Genomic DNA, 22,502 nt, shown 5'->3' with positions numbered 1-22,502 from the left:
AGTCCTTAAGGAGCCGGCCCGCGATGGCGCTGCGTCTGATCTTCATGGGCACGCCCGATTTCGCGGTGCCGACCCTGCTCGAACTGGCCCAGGCGCACGACATCGTCGCCGTCTATACACGGGCGCCGAAACCCGCCGGCCGCGGCATGAAGGAACAGGTCACCCCCGTTCATCGCGAGGCGCAGCGCCTCGGCATCGAGGTGCTGACGCCGAAGAGCCTGCGCAACGGCGAGGCGGAGGCCCAGTTTCGTGCCCACGGCGCTGACGCCGCCGTCGTGGTGGCCTACGGCCTGATCCTGCCCCTGCCCATTCTCGAAGCAGTGCCGCTCGGCTGCTTCAACCTCCACGCCTCGCTGTTGCCACGCTGGCGCGGCGCAGCGCCGATCAATCGCGCCATCATGGCCGGCGATGCCGAGAGCGGCGTCATGGTGATGAAGATGGATGTCGGTCTCGACACCGGCGATGTCGCCATGGCCGAGCGCATCGCGATCACCGATGGCATGACCGCGAGCGACTTGCACGACCGCCTCGCCCGGCTTGGCGCCGACCTGATGGGCCGCGCCATGGGCGCGCTGGAGCGCGGCACGCTGCAGCTCAGGCCGCAGGGTGACGACGGCGTCACCTACGCCGCCAAGATCGACAAGGCGGAAGCGAAGATCGACTGGACGCGGCCGGCGCGCGAGGTGCTGCGTCATTGCCATGGCCTCTCGCCATTTCCCGGCGCCTGGTGCGAGGCGGTGATCGAGGGCGAGACGGTGCGGCTGAAGATCCTGCGCTGTGAATTTGCCGAGGGCGCGGGCGAACCGGGCGCGCTGCTCGACGACCGCCTCACGGTCGCCTGCGGTTCCGGTGCCGTCCGCATCCTCGGACTGCAGCGCGCCGGCAAGCAGCCGATGGCCGCCGAGGTCTTCCTGCGCGGCACCCGGCTCGCGCCGCCGCTGCGGCTCAGCTGAATTATATGCCGCGCTACAAGCTTACGATCGAATATGACGGCCGGCCGTTCTGCGGTTGGCAGGTGCAGGAGAACGGCCCTTCAATCCAGGGCGCGCTCGAGATCGCAGCCAGGGCGCTGTGCGGCGAGGCCGTGAGGGTCAACGGTGCCGGCCGCACCGATGCCGGCGTCCACGCTCTCGGTCAGGTCGCCCATGTCGATCTGCCCAAGCCCTACCGTGCCGACCGCGTCCGCGACGCCTTCAACGCCCATCTGCGGCCGCAGCCGATCGCGGTGCTCGCCGCCGAACCGGTTGCGGACGATTTCGACGCCCGCTTCTCGGCGGTGAAGCGCCATTACCGCTACCGCATCGTCAACCGCCGCGCCGACCTCGCCCTTGATCTCGGCCATGCCTGGCGTGTGGCCCGGCGGCTCGATGCTGGGGCGATGCATGCCGCCGCCCAGCGCCTCGTCGGCAGGCACGACTTCACAACCTTCCGCGACACCGAATGCCAGGCGCGCTCGCCGGAGAAGACCCTCGATGTCCTCGATGTTGCGCGGCATGGCGACGAGATCACCGTGACGACGTCGGCGCGCTCCTTCCTGCACAGCCAGGTGCGCTCCATGGTCGGCTCGCTGGTGTGGGTGGGCGAGGGCCGCTGGAGCGCCGATGACCTGTCCGCCGCGCTGGCTGCGCGCAGCCGCGCCGCCTGCGGCGTCGTCGCGCCGCCGGAAGGGCTCTATCTGGTGCGGGTGGATTATTAGAGCGGCAATCGCACTCGCCATGCCCGGTGCTTGTAGCCCAAAGCCGGGCATGGCCAGCAGAGTGAATGATCGGCGCCTGGAACCTGGCCGGACGTTGTCAGCCCGCCTTCAAAATCTCGCTGCGCAGCAGGTCCCAGAACAGGTCCTCGCCATTGGCGACATTGGCCGTCCAGTGCTCGTGGGCGACGTCGTTGGCGTCGTCGGTAATGAATTTGAATGCGCGCCACGGCACGCCGAAGCGGGCGCAGGCATGGGCGACGGCGAACAATTCCATGTCGACGACATCGACCTTGTTCTCGATCAGCCACGGGTCGGCGGCGGTGACGAAACTGTCGCCGGTGCCGCAGATCACCCCGCCAAAGCCGGAGGCCAGCACAGCTTCGTCCGACATCAGCGGCGTCACGCCGCGTGGCGCCAGCGGCATCGCCATCATGTCGCGCTGGACCACATGGGCGACCTCGAGCAGGCCGGTGAGCCCGTCACTGATCTTGCCGCAGGTGCCGTAATTGACGACGAGCCGCGGCTTCAGTTCATTGAGCGCCAGTGTGGTGGCGATCGCGGTGTTGATCTTGCCGACGCCGCAATAGCGGACGGCAACGCCGTCCGGCGCCCGCTCGGCTTGCAATTCGCTCTGCAGCGCGGTGAGGACGAGAACCTGGGTCATGGGCAATGTCTCACGCGAAGTAGCGGTCGAGGACGCGGCGATAGATCCCGGTCAGGCGTTCGATGTCGGTGAGCGGCGCGCGCTCGTCGACCTGGTGCATGGTCTGGCCGACCAGGCCGAATTCCAGCACCTCGCAATATCTGGTGATGAAGCGAGCGTCCGAGGTGCCGCCTGAGGTCGACAGCTCCGGGCGGCGGCCGGTGATTTCCTCGATCGCATTGACCACCATGTCGGTGAACGGTCCAGGTTTGGCGACGAAGACGCCGGCATTCGACGGCTCCCAGGCGATATGCGCCTTGATGCGGTTGCCGCAGGCCTCGCGCACGCGCCCCTCCACCAGCTCCTTCAGAGACGCTTCGGTGTGGCAGTCGTTGTAGCGGATGTTGAAGCGCGCCCGGGCCTCGCCTGGGATCACGTTCCAGGCCGGATTGCCGACATCGACCGAGACGAATTCGAGGTTGGACGCCTGGAACTGGGCGCTGCCGTGGTCGAGCGGCTCGGAAATCAGCGCGTTGATCAGGCGCGCGATATCCGGCACCGGATTGGCGGCGCGATGCGGGTAGGCGACGTGGCCCTGTTTGCCGTCGACGGTGAGGGTGCCGGACAGCGAGCCGCGGCGGCCGACTTTGATGGTGTCGCCCAGCATCTCGACATTGCTCGGCTCGCCGAGCACGCAATGATCGATCTTCTCGCCGCGGGCGGCGAGCCATTCCAGCAGCTTGACCGTGCCGTTGACCGCGGGGCCTTCCTCATCGCCGGTGATCAGGAAAGAGATCGAGCCCTTCGGCGTGCCGCCGCTGACCTGAAGATGATCGAGCGCGGCGGCGATGGCGCAGGCGATGGCGCCTTTCATGTCGACGGCGCCGCGGCCGAACAGTTCGCCATCGGCGACGTCGCCGGAGAAAGCGCCGTGGCGCCAGGCGGTCTCGTCGCCGGCCGGCACCACGTCGGTATGGCCGGCGAAAGTCAGATGCGGCCCCTCGCTGCCGATGCGCGCATAGAGATTCTCCACGTCCGGCCAGCCGGGTTCGGAGAAGGTGACGCGGTGCACGGTGAAGCCGGCCTGCGATAGCATCTTCTCCATCACGGAGAGCACGCCGGCTTCCGCCGGGGTCACCGAGGGGCAGCGCAACAATTCGCGGGCAATGGCGACGGGGTCGGCCATCAGGCGGCTCCTTCCACGGCGAGCGGATCGGGGCCGAAGCGGTTCGGCCCCATGGTGCCGCGCAGACAGCCGAGTTCGACGAAGCCCCAGATGCCGAGCAGTCCGGCGATCAGCGTCAGCACAAGGCCGGTCATCTCCGAGACGATGCCGGTGCTGGCCCCCTGCAACAGGCCGGGCAGCACCAGGAAAACCACGCACCACCAGCCGGTCTTGTCGCGGTCATGCAGGCGCTTGATCGCGACCGTGATGCCGGAAAAATAGATCGACAGGAACAACAACCCGCCGCCGACATAGAGCACCACCGCAGCGGCGTCCGAGCCGGCGCCGGTGACGATGAAAAGGCCGAGCAGCACCGCGACGAAGCTCACCACCACATAGAGCACGGCGGCGAGCCAGTACTTGCCGCGGTTGATCCGGCCGTCGGTGCTGAATAGGAACATCTGCCAATCCACGAAACGTCTCCTGTTCTTGCTGCAACGACGCGGATGGCCGGAGCAAGCCCGGCCATGACGATGTTACAATCTCGCTGTCTCGCCGGCCACAGTCGGTCCCAGGGCGGGTGTGTCTCGGGCGACACAGCCCGACCTGGTATGCTTCGGCAGCGGCGACGCTCAATCCCGCAACAGGTCGTTGATGCTGGTCTTCGACCGGGTCTTCTCGTCGACGCGCTTGACGATGACCGCGCAGGCGAGCGAGGGCCCCGGCGAGCCGTTCTTGAGCGGCTTGCCGGGCAGGCTGCCGGGCACCACGACCGAATAGGCCGGCACCTCGCCGATGAAGACCTCGCCGGTCTCGCGGTCGACGATCTTGGTGGAGGCGCCGAGGAAGACTCCCATGGAGAGCACCGCGCCGCGGCGGACGATGACGCCTTCCGCCACTTCCGAACGGGCGCCGATGAAGCAGTCGTCCTCGATGATCACCGGGCCGGCCTGCAGCGGCTCGAGCACGCCGCCGATGCCGACGCCGCCGGAAATGTGCACATTCTTGCCGATCTGGGCGCAGGAGCCGACCGTCGACCAGGTGTCGACCATGGTGGCCTCGTCGACATAGGCGCCGAGATTGACGAACGACGGCATCAGGACGACGTTCCTGGCGATGAAGGCCGAGCGGCGGACGATGGCGCCGGGCACGGCGCGGAAGCCCGCGGCGCGGAAGCGGTTCTCGCCCCAGCCGGCGAATTTCGACGGTACCTTGTCCCACCAGGTCGCGCCGCCCGGGCCGCCCGGGATCGGGCTCATGTCGTTGAGGCGGAACGACAGCAGCACCGCCTTCTTCAGCCATTGGTTGACCTGCCACGCGCCGTCGGCCGTGCGCTCGGCAACCCGCGCCTCGCCCTTGTCGAGCAGATCGAGGGCGGCTTCCACGGCGTCGCGCACCTCGCCCTTGGAGGAGGCATTGACGCTGTCGCGGGCCTCGAAGGCGGCATTGATGGTGGTTTCGAGGGCGGAGAGGGACATCGCGGTCTCCTTGTTGATCCGTATGGCGATTTGGGGCGGTCGACCGCGGGCGCGGAGGCTGGTTGCAGCCGGCTTTTGTCGGGATTTGCCGCGGTCAAGTCAAGCCGGCCGCAGGTCCTCGGCGAGGCGGGTCAGAAAGCCGGTGAGGTTGTCGGTAACATGGTCGACGTGAGCGGCGTCGCGACCCTCCAGCTCCCAGTCCTCGCGCACCACTTCGGTGGTGCCGTCCGGGGTCACCAGCACCGTGGTCATGCCGAGGCGGTGCGGTACCACGAGGTTGCGGGCGAGGTCCTCGAACATCGCGGCGCGGGCCGGATCGACGCCGTGGAGCTTGAGGAAGCGGGCATAGGTCGCTTCGGCCGGTTTGGGTTCGAGGTCGGCGGCGATGATGTCGAATACCGCCTCGAAGTGATGACCAATGCCGAGCCGCGCCAGCACGCTGGCGGCGTGGTCGCGCGAGCCGTTGGTCAGGATCAGCTTGCGGCCGGGGAGGCGGGCGATCGCCGCGCCCATCTCCGGATTGGGCTGCAGTGGCGAATGGTCGATCTCGTGGACATAGGCGAGGAAATCGTCGGCAACGACGCCGTGCTCGGTCATCATGCCGCGCATCGTGGTGCCGTAGCGGCGGTAATAGTCCTTCTGGATGCGGAAGGCTTCCTCCGGCGACACCTGGAGATGATTGGCGACGAAGTCGCGGATCCGGGCGTCGACCTGCTGCCAGAGATTGACGTGATGCGGATAGAGCGTGTTGTCGAGGTCGAAGACCCAGGTGTCGACCGCGGCGAAAGCACGGGGAGTACGGCTCAAGGCGGTCATTGCGGCGTTCCGAAGCGTAAGGTGCGGCCGGCGGCGCCGTCGACCAGGGCAAAGCCGGTGGCGTTGAGACCGCGCGCGGAGCACTCGCCCTGGTCGGCGATTTCGAACTTGCTCTCGCGGGTGCAGAGCATGGTGCTGCCGCCCCAGGTCAGCGGCTTGTCCTTGACGCGCACCGCCCGGCCACTGTCGTCGAGCGCCTCGCCATAGCTGAAGACGCGTTTCGGCGCACCGGTGATGTCCGGATGCAGGCATTTGCCCGGCTCGATGCGATACCAGCCGCGGCTCGTCACCGCCTTGCCGTCGTCGGTGGCGATCGCACCCATCACCTTATAGCGGGTGTCGTTGCACCAGGTCAGGCCGGTGGCCGAAGGCGCCTGGATCCGAGCGATCATGGTGGCGAAGAAGTCGGAGCCGTTTGCGGCGTCAGTGGGCAGGTTCTGGCTCTTGAGAAAAGTCGCGAGCGCGCCCCGAGTCTTTGGCCCCTCAGTGCCGTCGATCGGCGCTGCGTCGTAGCCGGCCACGACGAGCAGCCGCTGAATGCCCGCGAACCGGGCCTGCTCGTCGTCATATTCGCTGTCCTCGGCGAGATAGGCGACCTGGTTGCCGTCTTCGGTCATGGTCGGCTTGATCTCGGTGAAGGGCGCAGTGCTCTGGCCGGCGCGGCAGTCGCGCGCGGCGGCAATGGTGAAGTTGTCGGCGGCTACGCACAGCATGTCCTGGCTGCTCTGGACGGGCGAGGCACCGTAAAGCGGCAGCGCCCGCGCGTGCAGCAGCAGCCGTTCGGCGCTGAGATTGCCCTGCACCACCACGCGGCACTGCGCGGGATCGAGCCGGAACCAGCCGCGGGTCGCGGTGGTGCCCTTGTCGTCGACGCCGATCGCGGCCTCGATCACGTAGCTCATACGGTTGCAAAGCTTGAGATCGGCGTGGACCGGGGTGACGAAAGCGAGCGTGGCGAGGAGGGCGGTCAGACCACGGCTGAATAGCGCCTTCTTCTTCGTCATGGTCGGGCTTGTCCCGCCATCTTCGTCTTACCTGAAGGTGAATCGGTGAAGGCGTAGGTGCCGGGCAAGGCAGACAAGCCTACGCAGTCTGCGCGAGGCAGACTGCGTAGGCCGGGCATGACGACAGAACTTGGAGCAGGCCGGTCCAACACCATCAGCGCTAACGATGCCCTCCGCCCTTCTCACTTGTGAATCAGCGTGCCGATGCCGTGGTCGGTGAAGAGTTCGAGCAGCACGGCATGCGGCGTCTTGCCGTCGATGATGACGACGCCCTCGACGCCCTGTTCCAGCGCGTAGATGCAGGTCTCGACCTTGGGAATCATGCCGCCGGAAATGGTGCCGTCGGCGATCAGCTTGCGGGCGTCCTTGATCGACAGCTCCGAGATGAGCTTCTTCGACTTGTCGAGCACGCCCGGCACGTCGGTGAGTAGCAGCAGGCGCTTGGCCTTGAGCGCGCCGGCGACAGCGCCAGCGAAGGTATCGGCATTGACGTTGAAGGTTTGGCCGCTGCGGCTGGCGGCCAGCGGCGCCAGCACCGGGATCAATTCATAGCCGATGAGCTGGTTGAGCAGCGTGAGATCGACCTTCTCCGGCTCGCCGACAAAGCCGAGATCGACGACCTTCTCGATCTGACTGTCCGGGTCCATCACGGTGCGGGTGGCCTTCGTCGCCAGCACCATGTTGCCGTCCTTGCCACACAGGCCTACGGCCTTGCCGCCGGCCTCGTTGATGTAGCTCACGATCTGCTTGTTGATCGAGCCGGCCAGCACCATCTCGACGATCTCGATCGTCGGCGCGTCGGTGATGCGCAGCCCCGCTGCGAATTCCGAGACGATGCCGAGGCGCTTGAGCATGGCCGCGATCTGCGGGCCGCCTCCATGGACCACCACCGGATTGATCGCAGTCTGTTCGAGCAGCACGATGTCGCGGGCGAACTGACGGGCGAGCTCCTCCTCGCCCATGGCATGACCGCCGTATTTGATGACGATGGTCTCATCGTCATATTTCTGCATGTGCGGCAGCGCTTCGGACAGGATCCGGGCCTGTTCGCTCGGGGGGATGCTGGCGGCGTCCGTCATCGTGCGATCTTCTCTGTTCATGCGTCGGGCGGCGCTGGTTTAGCCGATCCGCGGGCCCCTTGCCAGCGCGGCCACGCCGAGCGCGAGCCAGCCGAGAATCATCACTGTGCCCCCGGTCGGCGCCGCCATCGGAAACACGGCGTGGCCGGCGAAATGCCGCAACGTGAGATCGGTGGCGAACAGGACGGCGCCGAGGCCGAGCGCGAACGCGGCGAGACGGCCGAGCGTCGCCGCGACGAGGCCGCGCTCGGCGAGCAGCAGTGCCGCGAGCAGGGCGGGCGCGTGGATCAGCAGCATGGACGAGGCCGGGGTGAGCCGGCCGGCATCCGCGCCGTGGGCCGCCAGGGCCGCGAGCGTCACGCCCGCCGCACCCATCAGAGCCGCGGTTACGATGAGGAGGCGGGGCAACAGCGGCATGGGTCCTCTGGGCTGGCGCTAGTGTGGCGTCTCGCAATTGCCTACCGCCTTTGCGGCAAGCCTCTCGTAGGCAATTGCGAGACATAAGCCACACTAGCACTTTGATTTTGCTAGTGTCCTTATGTCTCCGAATTGCCGTGCGAGGGTGAGGCAAACGAAGCGGTAATTCGGAGACAGGACACTAGTGCGGTGGATCTGACGCTCGTATCAGTATTGCAGCGAATTCGTCATACGAGCGTCAGATCCACCGCTCCAGCGAATGTTAAGCGAATGACCGCCCCATTTGCCTTACGCGCCGCGCTCGCGCGCGACGCGAATGATGGCGGCGCGCAACTGCGCCATGCCGGCGCCGTCGCGCGAAGAGGTGACGAGCACCTCCGGGAAGGCGGCAGGGCGGGTCTTGAGCGCATCCCCGATTGCAGCGATGCGCGCCTCAAGCTCAGCCGGCTTCACCTGGTCGGTCTTGGTCAGCACGATCTGATAGCTCACGGCACTGCGATCGAGCTGAGTGAGGATCTCGTGGTCCACATCCTTGAGCCCGTGGCGGGCGTCGATCAGAACATAGACCCGCGCGAGGCTGGTGCGGCCAAGCAGGAAATCGTTGATCAGGCTGGTCCAGGCGGCGACCTTGCTCTTGGCCGCGGCGGCGTAGCCGTAGCCCGGCATGTCGACGAGGCGGAGGCCGAGATGGGCGGGCCCCTCGAAGAAGATCAGCTCCTGGGTGCGCCCCGGAGTATGCGAGGTGCGCGCCAGGCCGTTACGATTGGTGAGCGCGTTGATCAGGCTCGATTTGCCGACATTTGAGCGGCCGGCGAAGGCGACCTCGACGCCCTTCATTGGCGGCAGCGTCTCGACCGAACTCGCGGCCCAGATGAAGCCCCAGTCGCCGGCGAAGGCCTTTCGTCCGGCTTCGATCAGTTCGGCGTCGTCAGCGGCGGGCATGGGGGGCTTTCAAGAGCTCGGCGTCGCCAATTGCGTCGACGGCTCGGAGTACTGTCATCGCCCGCTTTGGCGGGCGATGACAGCAGAATGTGAGGGGCGGCCTCTCGCAGCCAGGGTTTCGTTGTCGTCGCCCAGCTTGACCGGGCGATCCACTGCGCCGTGACGCTGCATGGGGCACGACGTTGCTCCGAGGTCCTGTCAGGCCTTGGTCCCGGCCTTGGCGCTGTCGGACTTGTCCTTCTTGCCGCTGAAGGTCGACTTGATGTTGTCGAACAGGTGGAACTCGGCGCCATGTCGCCGCATGATCACGCTCTGCTGGATGACCGACAGGGTATTGTTCCAGGCCCAGTAGATCACGAGGCCTGCCGGGAAGCCGGCCAGCATGAAGGTGAAGATCAGCGGCATCCAGTCGAAGATCATCTTCTGGGTCGGATCCGGCGGCGTCGGGTTCAGCTTCATCTGGAACCACATGGTGATGCCCATGATGATGGGCCAGATGCCGAGATGGAGGTAATGCCCGAACAGCGGCAGCTGGGTCGGATCGAAGGCGAACAGCCCGAACAGGGTGAACAGGTTGGTCGGGTCCGGCGCCGAGAGATCCCTGATCCAGCCGAAGAACGGCGCGTGGCGCATCTCGATGGTGACAAACAGCACCTTGTAGAGCGAGAAGAACACCGGGATCTGGATGGCGATTGGCAGGCAGCCCGCAAGAGGATTGATCTTCTCCTTCTTGTAGAGCTCCATCATCTCCTGCTGCTGCTTCATCTTGTCGTCGGGATAGCGCTCCTTGAGCTCGGCGAGCTTGGGCTGCAGCGCCTTCATCTTCGCCATCGACGCATAGGATTTGTTGGCGAGCGGGAAGAAGATCGCCTTCACCAGCACGGTGACGAGCAGGATGGCGACGCCGAAATTGCCGACCAGGCGGAACAGGAAGTCGATCACCCAGAACATCGGCTTGGTGATGAAGTAGAACCAGCCCCAGTCGATCAGGAGTTCGAAGCGGTTGAGATGCAGCGCCTTGTCATAGGCGTCGACCAGCTTGCTCTCCTTGGCGCCGGCGAACAGACGCGCCTGCGCCGTGCCGGTGGCGTTCGCGGCGATGGTCTGCGGGTCCATCAGGTAGTCGGTCTGATAGGTCTTTACGCCTCCCACATCGTTGGACGCGAAGCGCGCCTGGACCTGGGCGTCGGTCGGCGGCAGCAGCGTCGCCGCCCAGTATTTGTCGGTGATGCCGAGCCAGGCGTTGGTGACCTTGAATTCCTTCTTCTTCTCCTCGTCGATCTTCTTGTAGTTGAACTCCTGCAGGCCCTGGTCGCCGAGCACGCCGATCAGGCCTTCATGCAGGATGTAGTAGCCCGCGACTTGGGGCGTGCCGTGGCGCGAGATCAGCGCGTAAGGATAGAGGGTGACCGGCGCGCCGCCGCCGTTGGTCACGTCGTCCTTGAGCGAGAAGAGATAGTGCTCGTCGACCGAGATGGTGCGCTTGAAGCTCAGTCCGCCACCATTGTCCCAGGTCAGGGTCACCGGCGTCGAGGGTGTCAGCGCATTGCTGCCGACCTGCGTCCACACGGTGTTGGCATCGGGCAGCTTCGCCGTGGTGCCGCTGGCGCCCACCCAGCCGAATTCGGCGTAATAGGGATCGGGCGTGCCCGACGGCGAGAACAGCACCACCGCCGGCGAATTCGGGTCCACCGTCTCGCGGTACTTCACCAGCGCGACGTCGTCGATGCGGCCGCCCTTGAGCGCGATGCTGCCCGCGACCTGCGGGGTATCGATCTTGATGCGTGGACCCGCGGCCAGGACCGCCTCGCGGCTCTGTGTCGTGGCGGCCGGCGCCGCACCCGGGGTCGTCGAGGGGGTGGCGGAGGGCGTCGCCGAGGAAGAGGGCTGCGCCGGCGCGCTGCCCTGGCCCGGCGTGGCCTGATGGGTCTGTTGCTGCGCCTGCTGGGCGGCGCGCTGCTTCTCCATCTGCGGAATGTTGAAGAAGTACTGCCAGCCGAGCAGCACGAGCCCGGACAGGATCACGGCGATGATGGTGTTGCGATTGTCGGTCATCGGCTCTTGGGTCTCGCCGTTCGATCGGTTGGCGGAAGGTGTCGCGTTATCGGGAGTCTTGTCGGGAATTCGGTGACGAATTCTCGCGGGAGTTTTCTGGTGCCGGCCGGCGCTCGAGCCGCCTTAGCGCGGCGCGCAGATCGTCGAGCAAAGCCTGGAAATCGCGGCTCAGCGCCGCGCGCCGGCCGACTAGCACATAATCACGTCCCCGTCGCAACAAAGTGCCGTCGACGTGTTTCACCGCTTCGCGAAGCCTGCGGCGGACGCGATTGCGCTCGGTGGCGCTGCCGACCTTGCGCGAGACGGTAAAGCCGATCCGGGGGGAGCCCTCGTCGTCGCGCGTCCGGCTCTGCACCACGAAGGCAACCGAGGGCGCCCGCGGCCCCTTGGCCGCGGCGAGGAAATCGGCCCGCTGCCGCAACCGGTCCATAGGATCTTACCGGTTCATGGCGGGCTGGAACTGAAAGGGTGTCAGGCGCTCAGGCGCTTGCGGCCACGGGCACGACGGGCGGCGAGAACCTTGCGGCCGCCGGTGGTGGCCAGACGGGCACGGAAACCGTGACGGCGCTTGCGCACCAGCTTCGAGGGTTGATAGGTCCGTTTCACGGTTCATTCTCCGCTTGCGGGCCGGTCTTGAGCCGCCCGCGTTGGCATCGCCAGAACCGGCGGAAAGCCGGGCATGACGTGAAAATTCAGGTTAAAATGCCTCCGAAAGGGTCAGAAAGGCGCCGTTTGGGCCCCACAATGACCCGCCCGGGCGCGAAGCCGCACCCCGGAGACAGTTGGCGCGGCTTATACGGGACAGGCCCCGTTTCGTCAATTGGGGCCGCGCGCTGGATTGGTCATGCCCGCGCTTCTCGATCCGTAAGAACAAGCCGGGCTGGGACGAGTCCGGCCACGAGAGGGCCGCCCCGCGCACCCCCAACCTTACCATTTCTTCAGGAGCCGCCGGCCGCTGCGGGTGTATAGTGTGCGGCGGGCTGGAACCGGCATCTCCATGGCAGCTCTCTGCTTTGGCCGGCTCGGGCCCGGAGGGCAGGCGTCCAAGCCACAATGAACCACGCCAGACAATAAGTGACTGGGGAATGGCGCAGGGACAGGACCTCGTGACGGACCGGCTTCGCCGGCGGCTCGTTCCGCCGCGCTTTGGCCTGTCGGCCAAGCTGCTGCTGCTCACCCTTCCGCTGGTGCTGATCGCGGAAGTCGCGATCTATGTGCCTTCGATCGCCAATTACCGCGTCAACCGCCTCAACGACCGTCTGGCTGCCGCCAACACCGCGGCGCTGGTGCTCAACGCCGCGCCCTCGGGCATGGTGCCGGATTCGCTTGCGCGCGAGATCCTGTCCTCGATCGGCGCCCGCGCCGTGGCCATCAAGACGGGCCAGCAGCGCCGTCTGCTGGCCATCGCCGACATGCCGCCGGCCATCGACGAAGACGTCGACATGCGGGACATGACCTATTGGGAGGCGATCACCGGCGCCTTCACCACCATGTTCTCCACCGGCAACCAGGTGATCCGCATCGTCGGTCCGGCCCCCCGCAATCGCGGCCAGTTCCTCGAAGTGGTGGTGGACGAAAAGCCGCTGCGCCTCGCCATGGTGCGCTTTTCGCGCAATCTTGTGCTGGTCTCGCTGGTGATCGCCATCCTGACCACGGCGCTGGTCTATGCCGCCTTGCATTATCTCTTCGTGCGACCGATGCGGCGGCTGACTGCGAGCCTCGTCGCCTTTCATGCCGATCCGGAGAGCCCGTCACGCGTGATCGTGCCGTCCGACCGCGGCGACGAGATCGGCGTCGCCGAGCGCGAACTCTCCGACCTGCAGCGTGACCTTGTCTCGATGCTGCATCAGAAGAGCCGGCTCGCGGCGCTTGGCCTCGCGGTCTCCAAGATTAACCACGATCTGCGCAACCTGCTGGCTTCCTCGCAGCTGATCTCCGACCAGCTCGCCCATGTGCCGGACCCGCGGGTACAGCGTTTCGCGCCGAAACTGATGCGCTCGCTCGAGCGCGCCATCGCGCTGTGCCAGTCGACCTTGTCCTATGGCCGCGCCCAGGAGGCGCCGCCGGAGCGGCGGGTGGTGGCGGTCGAGCCGATTGTCACCGAGGTGCGCGATTCCGCCAACCTCGCCGACGATCCGGCCATTGCCTGGGTCACTGCCATCGACCGCGGCCTGTTGATCGACGCCGATCCGGACCAGCTCTTCCGCGTGCTGCTCAATCTCGTGCGCAACGCCGCCCAGGCGCTGCGCAGCGAGGATGGTGGTGGCGGCCAGATCCGCATTACCGGCCGGCGCGAGGGCGCGGTGGCCATCATCGAGGTCTCCGACACCGGCCCCGGCCTGCCGGCCAAGGCCCGCGAGCACCTGTTCGAGCCGTTCCAGGGCGTCTCGCGCGACGGCGGCACCGGGCTCGGCCTGGCGATCGCCAGCGAACTCATCCGCGCCCATGACGGTGAGCTCAAGCTCGTCGAAGGCACCATCGGCGCCACCTTCCGCGTCTCCATCCCCGACCGGCCGGTGGAGCTGCAGACCGTGCGGAGCGCAAAGCGGGCGTGACGCCCCCCCCCCCCTGAGCGGCTGGCCCCAGACTGCGGCCGCCAAGGATCGACGGCCAGGCCGCCGCCTGCCTGCCGGTGGTTCAGGCGCATCGCCGGCAGGTGTTCGGGAGCGCCACGGACACGTTTTTGGCGCCCGAGGCTCGGCCGGAGCACCCCGATCGGCCATTGGGCCGACCGGACATTTTCGCCAAAACCGCGCAAACGGGGCCGAATCGGCCAAGCCCCGCCCCGAACCCGGCCCAGCGCCGCGAAATCTCCCCCAATTCCTCTCGCTTGCGCGCTTGCAAAGCGCTCCCCGAACCGGTAGCTATGGCGCGCTTTCGGCGGCCTTCCGCCGCCGGCTTCGCGCGCTCACCCCGGCTTTAAAGCCGGTGATCATGCAGCGTTCGCGACAAACGCGCCCGTAGCTCAGCTGGATAGAGCACCAGACTACGAATCTGGGGGTCAGAGGTTCGAATCCTTTCGGGCGCGCCAAATACTGCCGATTGCCATCCATAGTACGCTATAGCCGCGAAACCACGCCCGTGCGAAGAGCGGGAGATTGCCTGTGCGTGAAGAAGTGTAGAAACGGCGGCGTTTGGCAGTGAAAAAGTTCAAATCGCTTACGGTCGATTGGTCAATTTTGATCCTACGCAGGCGTCGGCTTTCGAATGGCAGTTATGTGCTGCTGTTCGGTGTTGAGTTCCACTGAGAACTGACCCGTTTGGTCGGGATACTTCCATCGAGAATTCTCAGTGGAAATCCCGGGTCAGTTCTCGGCGGAAACCAACAAGCAGAGCCGATGATGACGTGGCAGGCCGCGTTGAACATGTTTACCACGGCGTCTCGCCGCTTGCTTCCACGAACCTGCCGGATACGGCTTCGTCACCCAGCAGCGCGTATCGGACCGGCAGCCTCGCCCCTTCCTCCGGCGTCATGAAGCCGGCCTGGCCGGTCAGGTCGGTTTTTACGAAGCCGGGGCTGACCGAGTTGACGACATGTGGCGTGCCGCGCAGCTCCTCGGCAAGCTGCACCGTCAGCATGTTCAGCGCGGCCTTGGATGCATTGTAGCCGATCAGGCGAGCCGCGTAGTAGGGCGAGCCGGGATCGCCATTCAGCGTCAGCGAACCGAGCGAGCTGGACAGATTGACGATGCGGGCGGCGGCGGATTTTCGCAGGAGGGGCAGCATGGCCCGCGTCACCGCAAGCGTGCCGACGAAATTGGTGTCCATAATGCGCCGGGCGGCTTCGGGAGAACCTGCAGACGGTGGCCCGTCCTCAGCATCGACGATCCCGGCATTGTTGACGAGAATATCGAGCCGCCCGTGGCGGGCGCGGATGCTCTCGGCCGCCGCTGCAATGCTGGTGTGGTCGTTCAGATCAATCTTCACTGATGTTACCTGCAATCCTGCGGCCGAAAGCCCCGTCACGGCGGCACTGGCGCGATCGGCATGGCGGGCACCAATGATAACGGAGACACCGGCCTGAGCGAGCTGGCGGGCAATCTCCAGGCCTATGCCCTTGTTGGCGCCGGTGATGAGGGCGATGCGGGTGATGTCGGTCATATCGATATTCTCCAGGGGTTCGCTTCTGCGGCGCCTTGAGATATGACGAATCATTCAGTTTGGGGATTCGCGTATGACTTCGGGGGAGCCAGCCCATCTAAAACCGCGCAAAATCCCGCGTCAGGCGCGTGCGATGGCAACGCTGGCCGCCGTGTTCGAGGCAACCATTCAGGTTTTGGTGACCGATGGACCCCATCGGCTGACGACGACGCGCGTCGCGGAACGAGCAGGCGTCTCGGTTGGCACCATGTACCAGTATTTCCCACACAAGCAGGCGCTGTTCTACGCGCTGAACGATCGCTACCTCGACACGTTGGCGCGGAAAATCGAGGCCGCCTGCCGGTCGCAGACAGGAGCCCCCATCAGCCAGATGATCGAGGCGCTGGTGACGACCTATTGGGACGCCAAGACGGAGCGTCCCGATATCACGCGAGCCCTCTACCGGTCGGTCGTCGAACTCGACAACGAGGCTCTGATCGAGGCGTTCGCCGCGCGTGTCGACGCGGCGACGGCCGCCATGTTGGCAAGCGCGTCAGACGCAACATTCGCGGAACTGCCGACCGTCACCCTGACGCTGCTTGCAACGATCTTCGGCACTGTCCGCAACGTCTTCGAGCGCAATCTGACCAAGGCCGGCGACCGTGCCGTCCAAGGTCAGCTTGTCATGATGTGCAAAGCTTATCTCGAAGCCGTCAGAGCGTCTCCCGAAAGGGCATGACGTTTACGTATTCAATCGAGTCGCCGCCATTTGCACAACACCCCAGCGGGTGGCCGCGCCGGCTTCCGACGCGATCGATTGCGCGGGCGTTACATTCGACCCAAAGTGAGGGCTACAGCGTAGACATAGTTCTCATCATCACCCGGCGCGGTGCGCCATGGCGAATGTGATCAGTATCCCCCGGGCCGAAAGCCGCGGTGCTGCCTTCCGCTATCGGATCTTTCAAAGACCGGTGACTGAATCCGAGCGTGCCTGCGGAGGACAGCGCTTCAGTTTCTGACGGGTTCAAGGTCGGCGACCGCCATCCGTTGGGCGCCGGCAGCCTCGCCTTGCTGTCTGCACTCGACGACGATGAAATCGACACCATCCTCCGCGCGAACGCCAGCCTCATTGCCGAGCAATATCCGAACTTCTCGTCCCGCCTGCTGCGTAGTCTGATTGAGCAAACCCGAAAGCGCAGCTACGCGCTCAACCCCGGCCTGCTCATGCAGGGATCGGGGGAATTGGGGTTCCAGTCAGGGATGGCGACGGGCATGTGGTCGGCGCCCTGTCGCTCGCCGCGGTGGAGCAGCGGCTGGACGACGCGCGACAGCGCATCCTGGTCCCGTCCTTGCAGGCTGAAGCCAGGCGCCTCGAAGAACTGCTATCGCAATCCGGAGGCGCAGGCTCAGCGCCGCGGCCTGCGCCTGCCGGTGGTCCCTTGCGGGAAAAACCGCGGCGATCCCCCAAGGCGGAGCTGCCGGCGCTGCAACATCGAGGCAAGAAGACCTGATCACGACTGCGCCTCCCTGATGCGATTTCATCAGTCCGGCTCAGGAGCTGCCGCACAGCTACACGCTTTCGATGACGGCGACCGCGCCATCGTGATGCAGTCGAATCGCGGCGAGCTCGATGCTGCTTGTAAAGGCAATTCCGAGCAGGCATGGCCCGACCTCCATGGTCACCGCGCGCATTCGGATCCGAGCAATCGACGTTTCGAACGCCGTTACGCCGGGTTGCGTCCCTCGGGCCCCTGCCGGGATAACAGCCGGACCTTGCGGATCCATGGCCATACCCCGAGGCCCAGCGCCTTCAGGCAGGCCTCCTTGACGACCCACCTGGTGAGAAAGTCGACCTCGACATTGTCTTCGCCAACCACGATGTGGCCGAGCCGACGACGTATATTCGGCAAGTCGTCCCTATCGCTTGTTTCCAGATCGATACCGACATACTTTCGATTGGCGAACGCGTAGGCCTTCCACTCGTCTGTATCCGACACGCTGAACGATCCGACTCCCCTGATGCACGGCTTGCCGCGGCTCGTCCGGCGAGCTGTCAAATGGGCAGCAGCCAACCGATTTCCTCGTTCGTCGGCAGACGCTTGCTCTCGCCGGAACACATCAAACTTCAATAACGTGTGGGTGCGATTTATTTCTGAATGGCGCGCGATCCAATCATGACAGCGAAGATTTGCTACGTGCTGGTCCACGGCGCCTCGCTCGGCGGCTGGATATGGGCGCGGGTACGGGCCGGTTTGGAAGTCGCCGGTGCGCGCGTCGTCACACCAACCCTGAGTGGCTTGGGCGAGCGCGCCGGTGCCGTGAGCCCGGTGCCTGGTCTCGATACGCACATCGATGATGTGGTGCGCGTGATCGAGGCGGAGAACCGCGAGCGTGTCGTCCTGGTCGGACACTCCTATGCGGGCATGGTGATCACCGGCGTTGCCGATCGGATCAAAAGCCGAATTTCAAGGCTCGTCTATCTGGACGCCGCCGTTCCTGACGATGGCGACGATTTCGCTTCGCAGATTCCAGGGCTGACGCCGGCCGAGATCGAGCGGCGGCGGGATACGTTTCGAGCCATGTCGCCCGATGGCCTCTGGCTGCCGCCGTTTCCCGCCGAACGGGCCGGCGTCAGCGACCCGCAGGACATCGCCTGGATCAATCGGCTTTCGACCCCGCATCCGCTCCGCAGCTGGCTCGATCCCATTCATTTCCGCGGCAAGGGTCATCAGGGGATCGCCAAGACCTATGTTCTTGCGACCAGGCCGCCGACGGCCGTCATGGGCTATCCGCTTCATGGCGAACGGGCCAGGCAGGGCGGCGAATGGTGCTATCGCGAGATCGCCTGCGGCCACGCGATGATGGTGGTTGAGCCTCAACGAACAGCAGACCTGCTGCTGGAGGCGGGTGGCCACTGAGCCCGTCTTAGCACCGCCGGCGGTGGCTGGTAGCCTGTCAAAGGTGAACGTCCCCCGGTCCCGACCGCCCTGCGCGCACCGCCGGGCGGGTCCCCGTCTGGTTGCAAGCCCCTGGTGGCCGTCTTTCGCCAGCCTTGCTCTCTTTCGCCTCCCTTGATCAAGATCAGGGAGGTGACGCCCGCTCGGTCACAGATTGTTTCGCAGCGGGCGGCATCGACCCTGACCCCACTTCGTCGACGCCGAACCAGCTCGTCAAAGCTCGCTATCGCGGAGAAGCTCATGAGCGCGATCGATCATCAAGGCGGCACGGTTCGCGACGACGGTTCGGGCGAGCCGGAACTTCAGCTCGCCGACCGTCGTCGCAGCCTGACGCGCCGGTTCTGGATGAGCGCTTCCGGCTTCTGGGGCCGCGGTGGACCAAGGGTGGCGTGGGGGCTGACGCTGGCGATCGGCCTCCTCGTCATTGCCAATCTCGGCGTCGACCTGGTGTTCAATCGCTGGAACAGATGGTTCTTCGATGCGCTCGAGCGCAAAGACCTCAATGAGGTGGTCAAACAGGCTGCATTTTTTGTGCCGATCGCGACCGGAAGCGTCCTCATGGGCGTCTCCGGGGTCTATCTGCGGATGACGCTCCAGCGCCGATGGCGTGCGTGGATGAACGATCGGCTGCTCGATCAATGGCTGGCGCACGATCGCTATTACCAGCTCAACCTCGTGCGTGGCGCCCACCAGAATCCCGAGTTCCGGATCGCCGAGGACTTGCGGATCGCGACGCTGGCGCCCATCGATTTTGCCGTCGGGCTCGTCATTGCGGTGGTGTCCGCCCTGGCATTCATCATCGTGCTGTGGAGGATCGGCGGTTCGCTCACCTTCTCGCTGTTCGGCGCCAACATCACCATACCCGGTTTCCTGGTCATCGGCGCACTTGTCTATTCCGTTGCGGGAAGCGGAGCGATGGTGCTGGTGGGCCGCCGCTTCATCGCGGTCTCCGAGCGAAAGAACCAGCTGGAGGCTGAATACCGCGCCATCCTGCAGCGGCTTCGGGAGAACGGCGAGAGCATCGCCCTGCTGGGCGGCGAGAAGGAGGAGCGCGCCGGTCTCGATCTCTCGTTCGTGGAGGTCATCCGGCAGTGGCGAGAACTGTGCTTTCAGAACATGCGGACGGCGGCCGTATCCCATGCGAGCGGTCTCGTCGTCTGGACGGCGCCTGTGCTTCTGGCGGCGCCGAAATATCTCGATGGCTCCATCACGCTCGGCGAGGTGATGCAGGCGGCCTCGGCCTTCGTCATCGTGCAGAAGGCGTTCGGGTGGATCGTCGACAACTATCCGCAGTTCGCCGAGTGGACCGCATCGGCTCATCGCGTCGCTTCGCTCATGACGTCGCTGGATGTGCTGGCCGCCGCCGAGCAGACCGGCGTCGGACACATCAGCCGCGGCGTGACCGAGGAGGCGGCTCTGCGGCTGCGCGACCTCTCGGTCACCACCGACGACGGCACCTCGGTCGTCAACGACACCGACGTCACCATTGCGCCCGGCGAGAAGGTGCTGGTGGTCGGCGAATCCGGCACCGGCAAGAGCACGTTGGTCCGCGCCATCGCCGGATTGTGGCCGTGGGGACAGGGCGAGATTCTTTTCGGGCCTGTCGGGAAAATGTTTCTGCTGCCGCAGCATCCCTACATCCCGCTCGGCACCCTGCGTCGCGCCGCGACATATCCAGCTCCGCCGGATTCGGTGGACAGCGGTGTACTGCAGGAATTGCTCGAAGCCGTGGGGCTCGGCCAGCTGCGCAGCCGCCTCGACGAAACGGAGTTCGCCTGGGACCACGTCCTTTCGGGCGGTGAGAAGCAGCGCCTCTCCTTTGTGCGCCTGCTGATTCATCGTCCATCCATCGCCGTGCTCGACGAGGCGACCTCCGCGCTCGACCAGGCGAGCCAGGCGCAGATGATGAAACTGGTTACCGAGCGACTGCCCAGGACGACTCTGATCAGTATCGGCCATCGGCCGGAGCTCGAGGCCTTTCACGATCGCGAACTGGTGATGGAGTCGCGGCCGGGCGGCGCCCGGCTGGTGCGGGAGATCGACCTGACGTCGTGGCTTCGGAAGAACCTGCCGGCACGGCGGCGCAAGCGCCTTCGCGGCGCTCTTGCCCGTTCCTAGTGTCCTGTCTCCGAATGACCGCTCCCTTTGCCTCATGCTCGCACGGTCATTCGGAGACATAGGGACACTAGCAAAATCAAAGTGCTAGTCGCTCGCTTCAAATAATTTGAAAGGATGGAGAATTTGTGATTCGATTCGATCGTCTCGACGCGAGCGCCGGAGAGGATCATGGCTGCGACGGAAATTTCGGTAAAGAAGTATGTTGTGCGGCTGAGCGGCGAGGAACGCGAACAGCTTGAAACGCTGATACGGAAGGGCAAGAGCGCAGCTCAAAAACTGCTGAAGGCGCGAATATTGTTGAAGGCCGATGTCTCGGAAGCCGGCGAAGGTTGGAGTGACAGCCGGATCATTAAGGCGTTCGATACAAGCGTTTCCATGGTTTACCGAGTGCGGAAGCAACTGGTGGAAGAAGGCTTCGAGGCGGTATTGAGCCGTAAGCAGCGCGCAACACCGGGGGTTGCGCGGATTTTTGACGGTGAGAAGGAAGCCAAACTGATTGCCCTGGCTTGTTCCAAACCTCCCAAGGGACGCACACGCTGGACCCTGCGGCTACTGGAGCAAAAAGTCGTAGAACTCCATATTGTTGATCGTGCCAGCGACTCGACGATCGGGCGGGCACTAAAAAAAACACTCTCCAGCCCCATCGCCGACAGTGCTGGGTCATCCCGCCGAAAGCCAATAGTGCGTTCGTAGCCGCCATGGAGGACGTGCTGGCCGTCTACACCCGGCCACGCGATCCCGACTACCCGCTGGTTTGCCTGGACGAGAGCTCAAAGCAACTCCTCGCCGAGACGCGCATGCCGATTCCGATGAAGCGTGGGCGCCCGGCTCGTTGCGATTACGAGTACAAACGCAACGGCACCGCCAATCTCTTCATGATGTTTGCTCCGCTCGAAGGCTGGCGCCATGTCAAAGTCACCGATCGCCATACCGCCGTGGATTATGCTCACGTCCTGAAGGACTTGGCCGATGTCCACTTCGCCGGCGCCAAGACCATCGTTCTGATCCAGGACAATCTCAACATCCACAGCAAGGCGTCACTCTATGAAGCCTTTCCGGCCCCTGAGGCCAGGCGGCTGGTCGAGCGCTTTGAATGGCATTACACACCAAAGCACGGCAGTTGGCTTGATCTCGCCGAGTCCGAACTCGGCGTCCTATCGTCCCAATGCCTCGATCGACGGATTCCCGACAAACAGACCCTCGCCGAGGAAATCGCCGCCTGGGAGAAAGACCGCAATGCCAACCACACCAAGGCAAACTGGCACTTCACAACTCCCAATGCTCGCATCAAACTCAAGCACCTTTACCCTTCAATCTGAATGAATCGGGCGACTAGTGTGGCTTATGTCTCGCAATTGCCTACGAGAGACTGGCCGCAAAGGCGGCAGGCAATTGCGAGACGCCACACTAGTGTCCTGTCTCCGAATGACCGCTCCCTTTGCCTCATGCTCGCACGGTCATTCGGAGACATAAGGACACTAGCAAAATCAAAGTGCTAGTGTGGCTTATGTCTCGCAATTGCCTACGAGAGGGTTGCCGCGAAGGCGGTAGGCAATTGCGAGACGCCACACTAGCGCGGCGTCTCTCGTCAGTCCGGTGGAGCAGGCTCGGCGGCGGTTCAGCCCTGCCAGTGATCGCGGTTGGCCTTGAGCTGCAATTCGGCGCGGCGGGCGATGCGGTAATCCTCCCAATATTCCAACGGGCTGATCCAGCCGCTCTGGCGGGCGAGCAGGTGATAGACCCGGGCTACGCGGCGCATCTGGTCGCGGCGCGCGCCGCGCGGCATGTGCCGCGCCTCCTTGGTGACCTCGCGGGCATGGGCGAGCAGGTGCTCGGGCCGAGCGTCGAGATCGTGAATGGCGTCTTGAATGCGGTCCTGGTCCATGGCGGTCATCCTCATGGTGCCTCAACGCTGCCCCCGCGGGCAAGTTCCGCCGGCGGCGTCCGGGCATCAAGACGACGATCGCAGGCCGGCGGCCCTTCAGCAGCCCCGGCAGATGTTCTTGACCTTGGCGTCGAGCCGCCGCTCCTCCGTCCTGACGGTTTCGTCGG

Annotated in this window: 24 protein-coding genes and 1 tRNA gene; 9 read left to right on the top strand and 16 right to left on the bottom strand. The window is 65.1% G+C overall.

The features are described 5' to 3' along the window. Nucleotides 1-23: 23 nt before the first annotated feature. The gene (gene fmt, locus DB459_RS05845) at nucleotides 24-953 is read left to right on the top strand and encodes a methionyl-tRNA formyltransferase (protein WP_253711978.1); all 930 of its coding nucleotides are present in this window, start codon (nucleotides 24-26) and stop codon (nucleotides 951-953) included. Between the two features lie 5 nt (nucleotides 954-958). After that, nucleotides 959-1,696: a tRNA pseudouridine(38-40) synthase TruA gene (gene truA, locus DB459_RS05840; protein WP_253711977.1), complete on the top strand. Its 738-nt coding sequence runs from the start codon at nucleotides 959-961 to the stop codon at nucleotides 1,694-1,696. Nucleotides 1,697-1,793: 97 nt separating this feature from the next. Here truA and DB459_RS05835 read toward each other — a convergent pair whose 3' ends face one another. The 12 genes from DB459_RS05835 to rpmH form a co-directional block, all read right to left on the bottom strand. After that, on the bottom strand, nucleotides 1,794-2,360 hold the full coding sequence (locus DB459_RS05835) for a 5'-methylthioadenosine nucleosidase (protein ID WP_253711976.1): 567 nt from the start codon (nucleotides 2,358-2,360) through the stop codon (nucleotides 1,794-1,796). 10 nt (nucleotides 2,361-2,370) lie between these two features. Beyond that, nucleotides 2,371-3,525: a succinyl-diaminopimelate desuccinylase gene (gene dapE / locus DB459_RS05830; protein ID WP_253711975.1), complete on the bottom strand. Its 1,155-nt coding sequence runs from the start codon at nucleotides 3,523-3,525 to the stop codon at nucleotides 2,371-2,373. After that, on the bottom strand, nucleotides 3,525-3,965 hold the full coding sequence (locus DB459_RS05825) for a DUF805 domain-containing protein (protein WP_253711974.1): 441 nt from the start codon (nucleotides 3,963-3,965) through the stop codon (nucleotides 3,525-3,527). The genes dapE and DB459_RS05825 overlap by 1 nt, the downstream gene beginning before the upstream one ends. 171 nt (nucleotides 3,966-4,136) lie before the next feature. Continuing rightward, nucleotides 4,137-4,982, bottom strand: a complete 846-nt coding sequence (gene dapD / locus DB459_RS05820) for a 2,3,4,5-tetrahydropyridine-2,6-dicarboxylate N-succinyltransferase (protein ID WP_253711973.1) — start codon at nucleotides 4,980-4,982, stop codon at nucleotides 4,137-4,139. A 99-nt stretch (nucleotides 4,983-5,081) separates the two neighbouring features. After that, entirely contained in the window at nucleotides 5,082-5,798 is a 717-nt protein-coding gene (locus tag DB459_RS05815) for a pyrimidine 5'-nucleotidase (RefSeq protein WP_253711972.1), read from the bottom strand. After that, nucleotides 5,795-6,802, bottom strand: coding sequence for a DUF1036 domain-containing protein (locus tag DB459_RS05810; protein WP_253711971.1), 1,008 nt, complete (start codon nucleotides 6,800-6,802; stop codon nucleotides 5,795-5,797). The genes DB459_RS05815 and DB459_RS05810 overlap by 4 nt, the downstream gene beginning before the upstream one ends. 182 nt (nucleotides 6,803-6,984) lie before the next feature. Continuing rightward, on the bottom strand, nucleotides 6,985-7,881 hold the full coding sequence (gene argB, locus DB459_RS05805) for an acetylglutamate kinase (RefSeq protein WP_253711970.1): 897 nt from the start codon (nucleotides 7,879-7,881) through the stop codon (nucleotides 6,985-6,987). A gap of 39 nt (nucleotides 7,882-7,920) precedes the next feature. Next, a complete protein-coding gene (locus DB459_RS05800) occupies nucleotides 7,921-8,298 on the bottom strand; it encodes a DUF423 domain-containing protein (protein WP_253711969.1) in 378 nt (125 codons plus the stop codon). Nucleotides 8,299-8,586: 288 nt separating this feature from the next. Further along, entirely contained in the window at nucleotides 8,587-9,240 is a 654-nt protein-coding gene (gene yihA, locus DB459_RS05795; RefSeq protein WP_253711968.1) for a ribosome biogenesis GTP-binding protein YihA/YsxC, read from the bottom strand. Nucleotides 9,241-9,438: 198 nt separating this feature from the next. Continuing rightward, entirely contained in the window at nucleotides 9,439-11,295 is a 1,857-nt protein-coding gene (gene yidC, locus DB459_RS05790; RefSeq protein ID WP_253711967.1) for a membrane protein insertase YidC, read from the bottom strand. 46 nt (nucleotides 11,296-11,341) lie between these two features. Continuing rightward, nucleotides 11,342-11,725 carry a ribonuclease P protein component gene (gene rnpA, locus DB459_RS05785; protein WP_253711966.1) on the bottom strand — a complete coding sequence of 128 codons (384 nt, stop codon included), beginning with the start codon at nucleotides 11,723-11,725 and terminating at the stop codon, nucleotides 11,342-11,344. A gap of 41 nt (nucleotides 11,726-11,766) precedes the next feature. Further along, the gene (gene rpmH, locus DB459_RS05780; RefSeq protein ID WP_006609582.1) at nucleotides 11,767-11,901 is read right to left on the bottom strand and encodes a 50S ribosomal protein L34; all 135 of its coding nucleotides are present in this window, start codon (nucleotides 11,899-11,901) and stop codon (nucleotides 11,767-11,769) included. 500 nt (nucleotides 11,902-12,401) lie between these two features. Here rpmH and DB459_RS05775 point away from each other — a divergent pair, with 500 nt between their 5' ends. Then, on the top strand, nucleotides 12,402-13,850 hold the full coding sequence (locus tag DB459_RS05775) for a sensor histidine kinase (protein ID WP_371926873.1): 1,449 nt from the start codon (nucleotides 12,402-12,404) through the stop codon (nucleotides 13,848-13,850). 399 nt (nucleotides 13,851-14,249) lie between these two features. Continuing rightward, nucleotides 14,250-14,326: transfer RNA gene (locus tag DB459_RS05770), tRNA-Arg, on the top strand. A 338-nt stretch (nucleotides 14,327-14,664) separates the two neighbouring features. On the opposite strand, the gene DB459_RS05765 is transcribed toward DB459_RS05770, so the two are convergent. Then, on the bottom strand, nucleotides 14,665-15,396 hold the full coding sequence (locus DB459_RS05765; protein WP_253711964.1) for an SDR family oxidoreductase: 732 nt from the start codon (nucleotides 15,394-15,396) through the stop codon (nucleotides 14,665-14,667). A gap of 133 nt (nucleotides 15,397-15,529) precedes the next feature. On the opposite strand from DB459_RS05765, the gene DB459_RS05760 reads away from it, so the two are divergent. Further along, nucleotides 15,530-16,114 (top strand): TetR/AcrR family transcriptional regulator, encoded by a 585-nt coding sequence (locus tag DB459_RS05760; RefSeq protein WP_253711963.1) that lies wholly within the window; start codon nucleotides 15,530-15,532, stop codon nucleotides 16,112-16,114. A gap of 535 nt (nucleotides 16,115-16,649) precedes the next feature. Beyond that, nucleotides 16,650-16,886, top strand: a complete 237-nt coding sequence (locus tag DB459_RS27510; RefSeq protein WP_371926871.1) for a hypothetical protein — start codon at nucleotides 16,650-16,652, stop codon at nucleotides 16,884-16,886. 58 nt (nucleotides 16,887-16,944) lie between these two features. Here DB459_RS27510 and DB459_RS27505 read toward each other — a convergent pair whose 3' ends face one another. Together DB459_RS27505 and DB459_RS27500 are read right to left on the bottom strand one after the other, a co-directional pair. Then, nucleotides 16,945-17,067, bottom strand: a complete 123-nt coding sequence (locus tag DB459_RS27505) for a hypothetical protein (protein ID WP_371926870.1) — start codon at nucleotides 17,065-17,067, stop codon at nucleotides 16,945-16,947. A gap of 32 nt (nucleotides 17,068-17,099) precedes the next feature. Then, a complete protein-coding gene (locus tag DB459_RS27500) occupies nucleotides 17,100-17,447 on the bottom strand; it encodes a hypothetical protein (RefSeq protein WP_371926869.1) in 348 nt (115 codons plus the stop codon). A 102-nt stretch (nucleotides 17,448-17,549) separates the two neighbouring features. On the opposite strand from DB459_RS27500, the gene DB459_RS05750 reads away from it, so the two are divergent. The 3 genes from DB459_RS05750 to DB459_RS05740 all read left to right on the top strand — a co-directional run bounded on the left by DB459_RS05750 (nucleotide 17,550) and on the right by DB459_RS05740 (nucleotide 21,769). Then, on the top strand, nucleotides 17,550-18,293 hold the full coding sequence (locus tag DB459_RS05750) for an alpha/beta fold hydrolase (protein WP_253711961.1): 744 nt from the start codon (nucleotides 17,550-17,552) through the stop codon (nucleotides 18,291-18,293). 279 nt (nucleotides 18,294-18,572) lie between these two features. Beyond that, complete coding sequence (locus DB459_RS05745; protein WP_253711960.1) at nucleotides 18,573-20,450, top strand: ABC transporter ATP-binding protein/permease; 1,878 nt, start codon at nucleotides 18,573-18,575, stop codon at nucleotides 20,448-20,450. Between the two features lie 168 nt (nucleotides 20,451-20,618). Then, nucleotides 20,619-21,769, top strand: a protein-coding gene (locus DB459_RS05740) for an IS630 family transposase (protein ID WP_253706721.1) whose coding sequence is annotated in 2 segments (ribosomal slippage) — nucleotides 20,619-21,069 and nucleotides 21,069-21,769 — 1,152 coding nt in all. Because the reading frame shifts where the segments join, the coding sequence is not laid out codon by codon here. 299 nt (nucleotides 21,770-22,068) lie between these two features. Here the strand turns inward: DB459_RS05740 and DB459_RS05735 are convergent. Next, nucleotides 22,069-22,350, bottom strand: a complete 282-nt coding sequence (locus DB459_RS05735) for a hypothetical protein (protein ID WP_253711959.1) — start codon at nucleotides 22,348-22,350, stop codon at nucleotides 22,069-22,071. Nucleotides 22,351-22,502: the final 152 nt, after the last annotated feature.

The sequence above is a fragment of the Bradyrhizobium sp. WD16 genome (genome assembly GCF_024181725.1).
Classification (GTDB): domain Bacteria; phylum Pseudomonadota; class Alphaproteobacteria; order Rhizobiales; family Xanthobacteraceae; genus Bradyrhizobium_A.
Note: the sequence above shows the minus strand (reverse complement) of the source record. Positions and strands in the feature narration are given on the sequence as shown.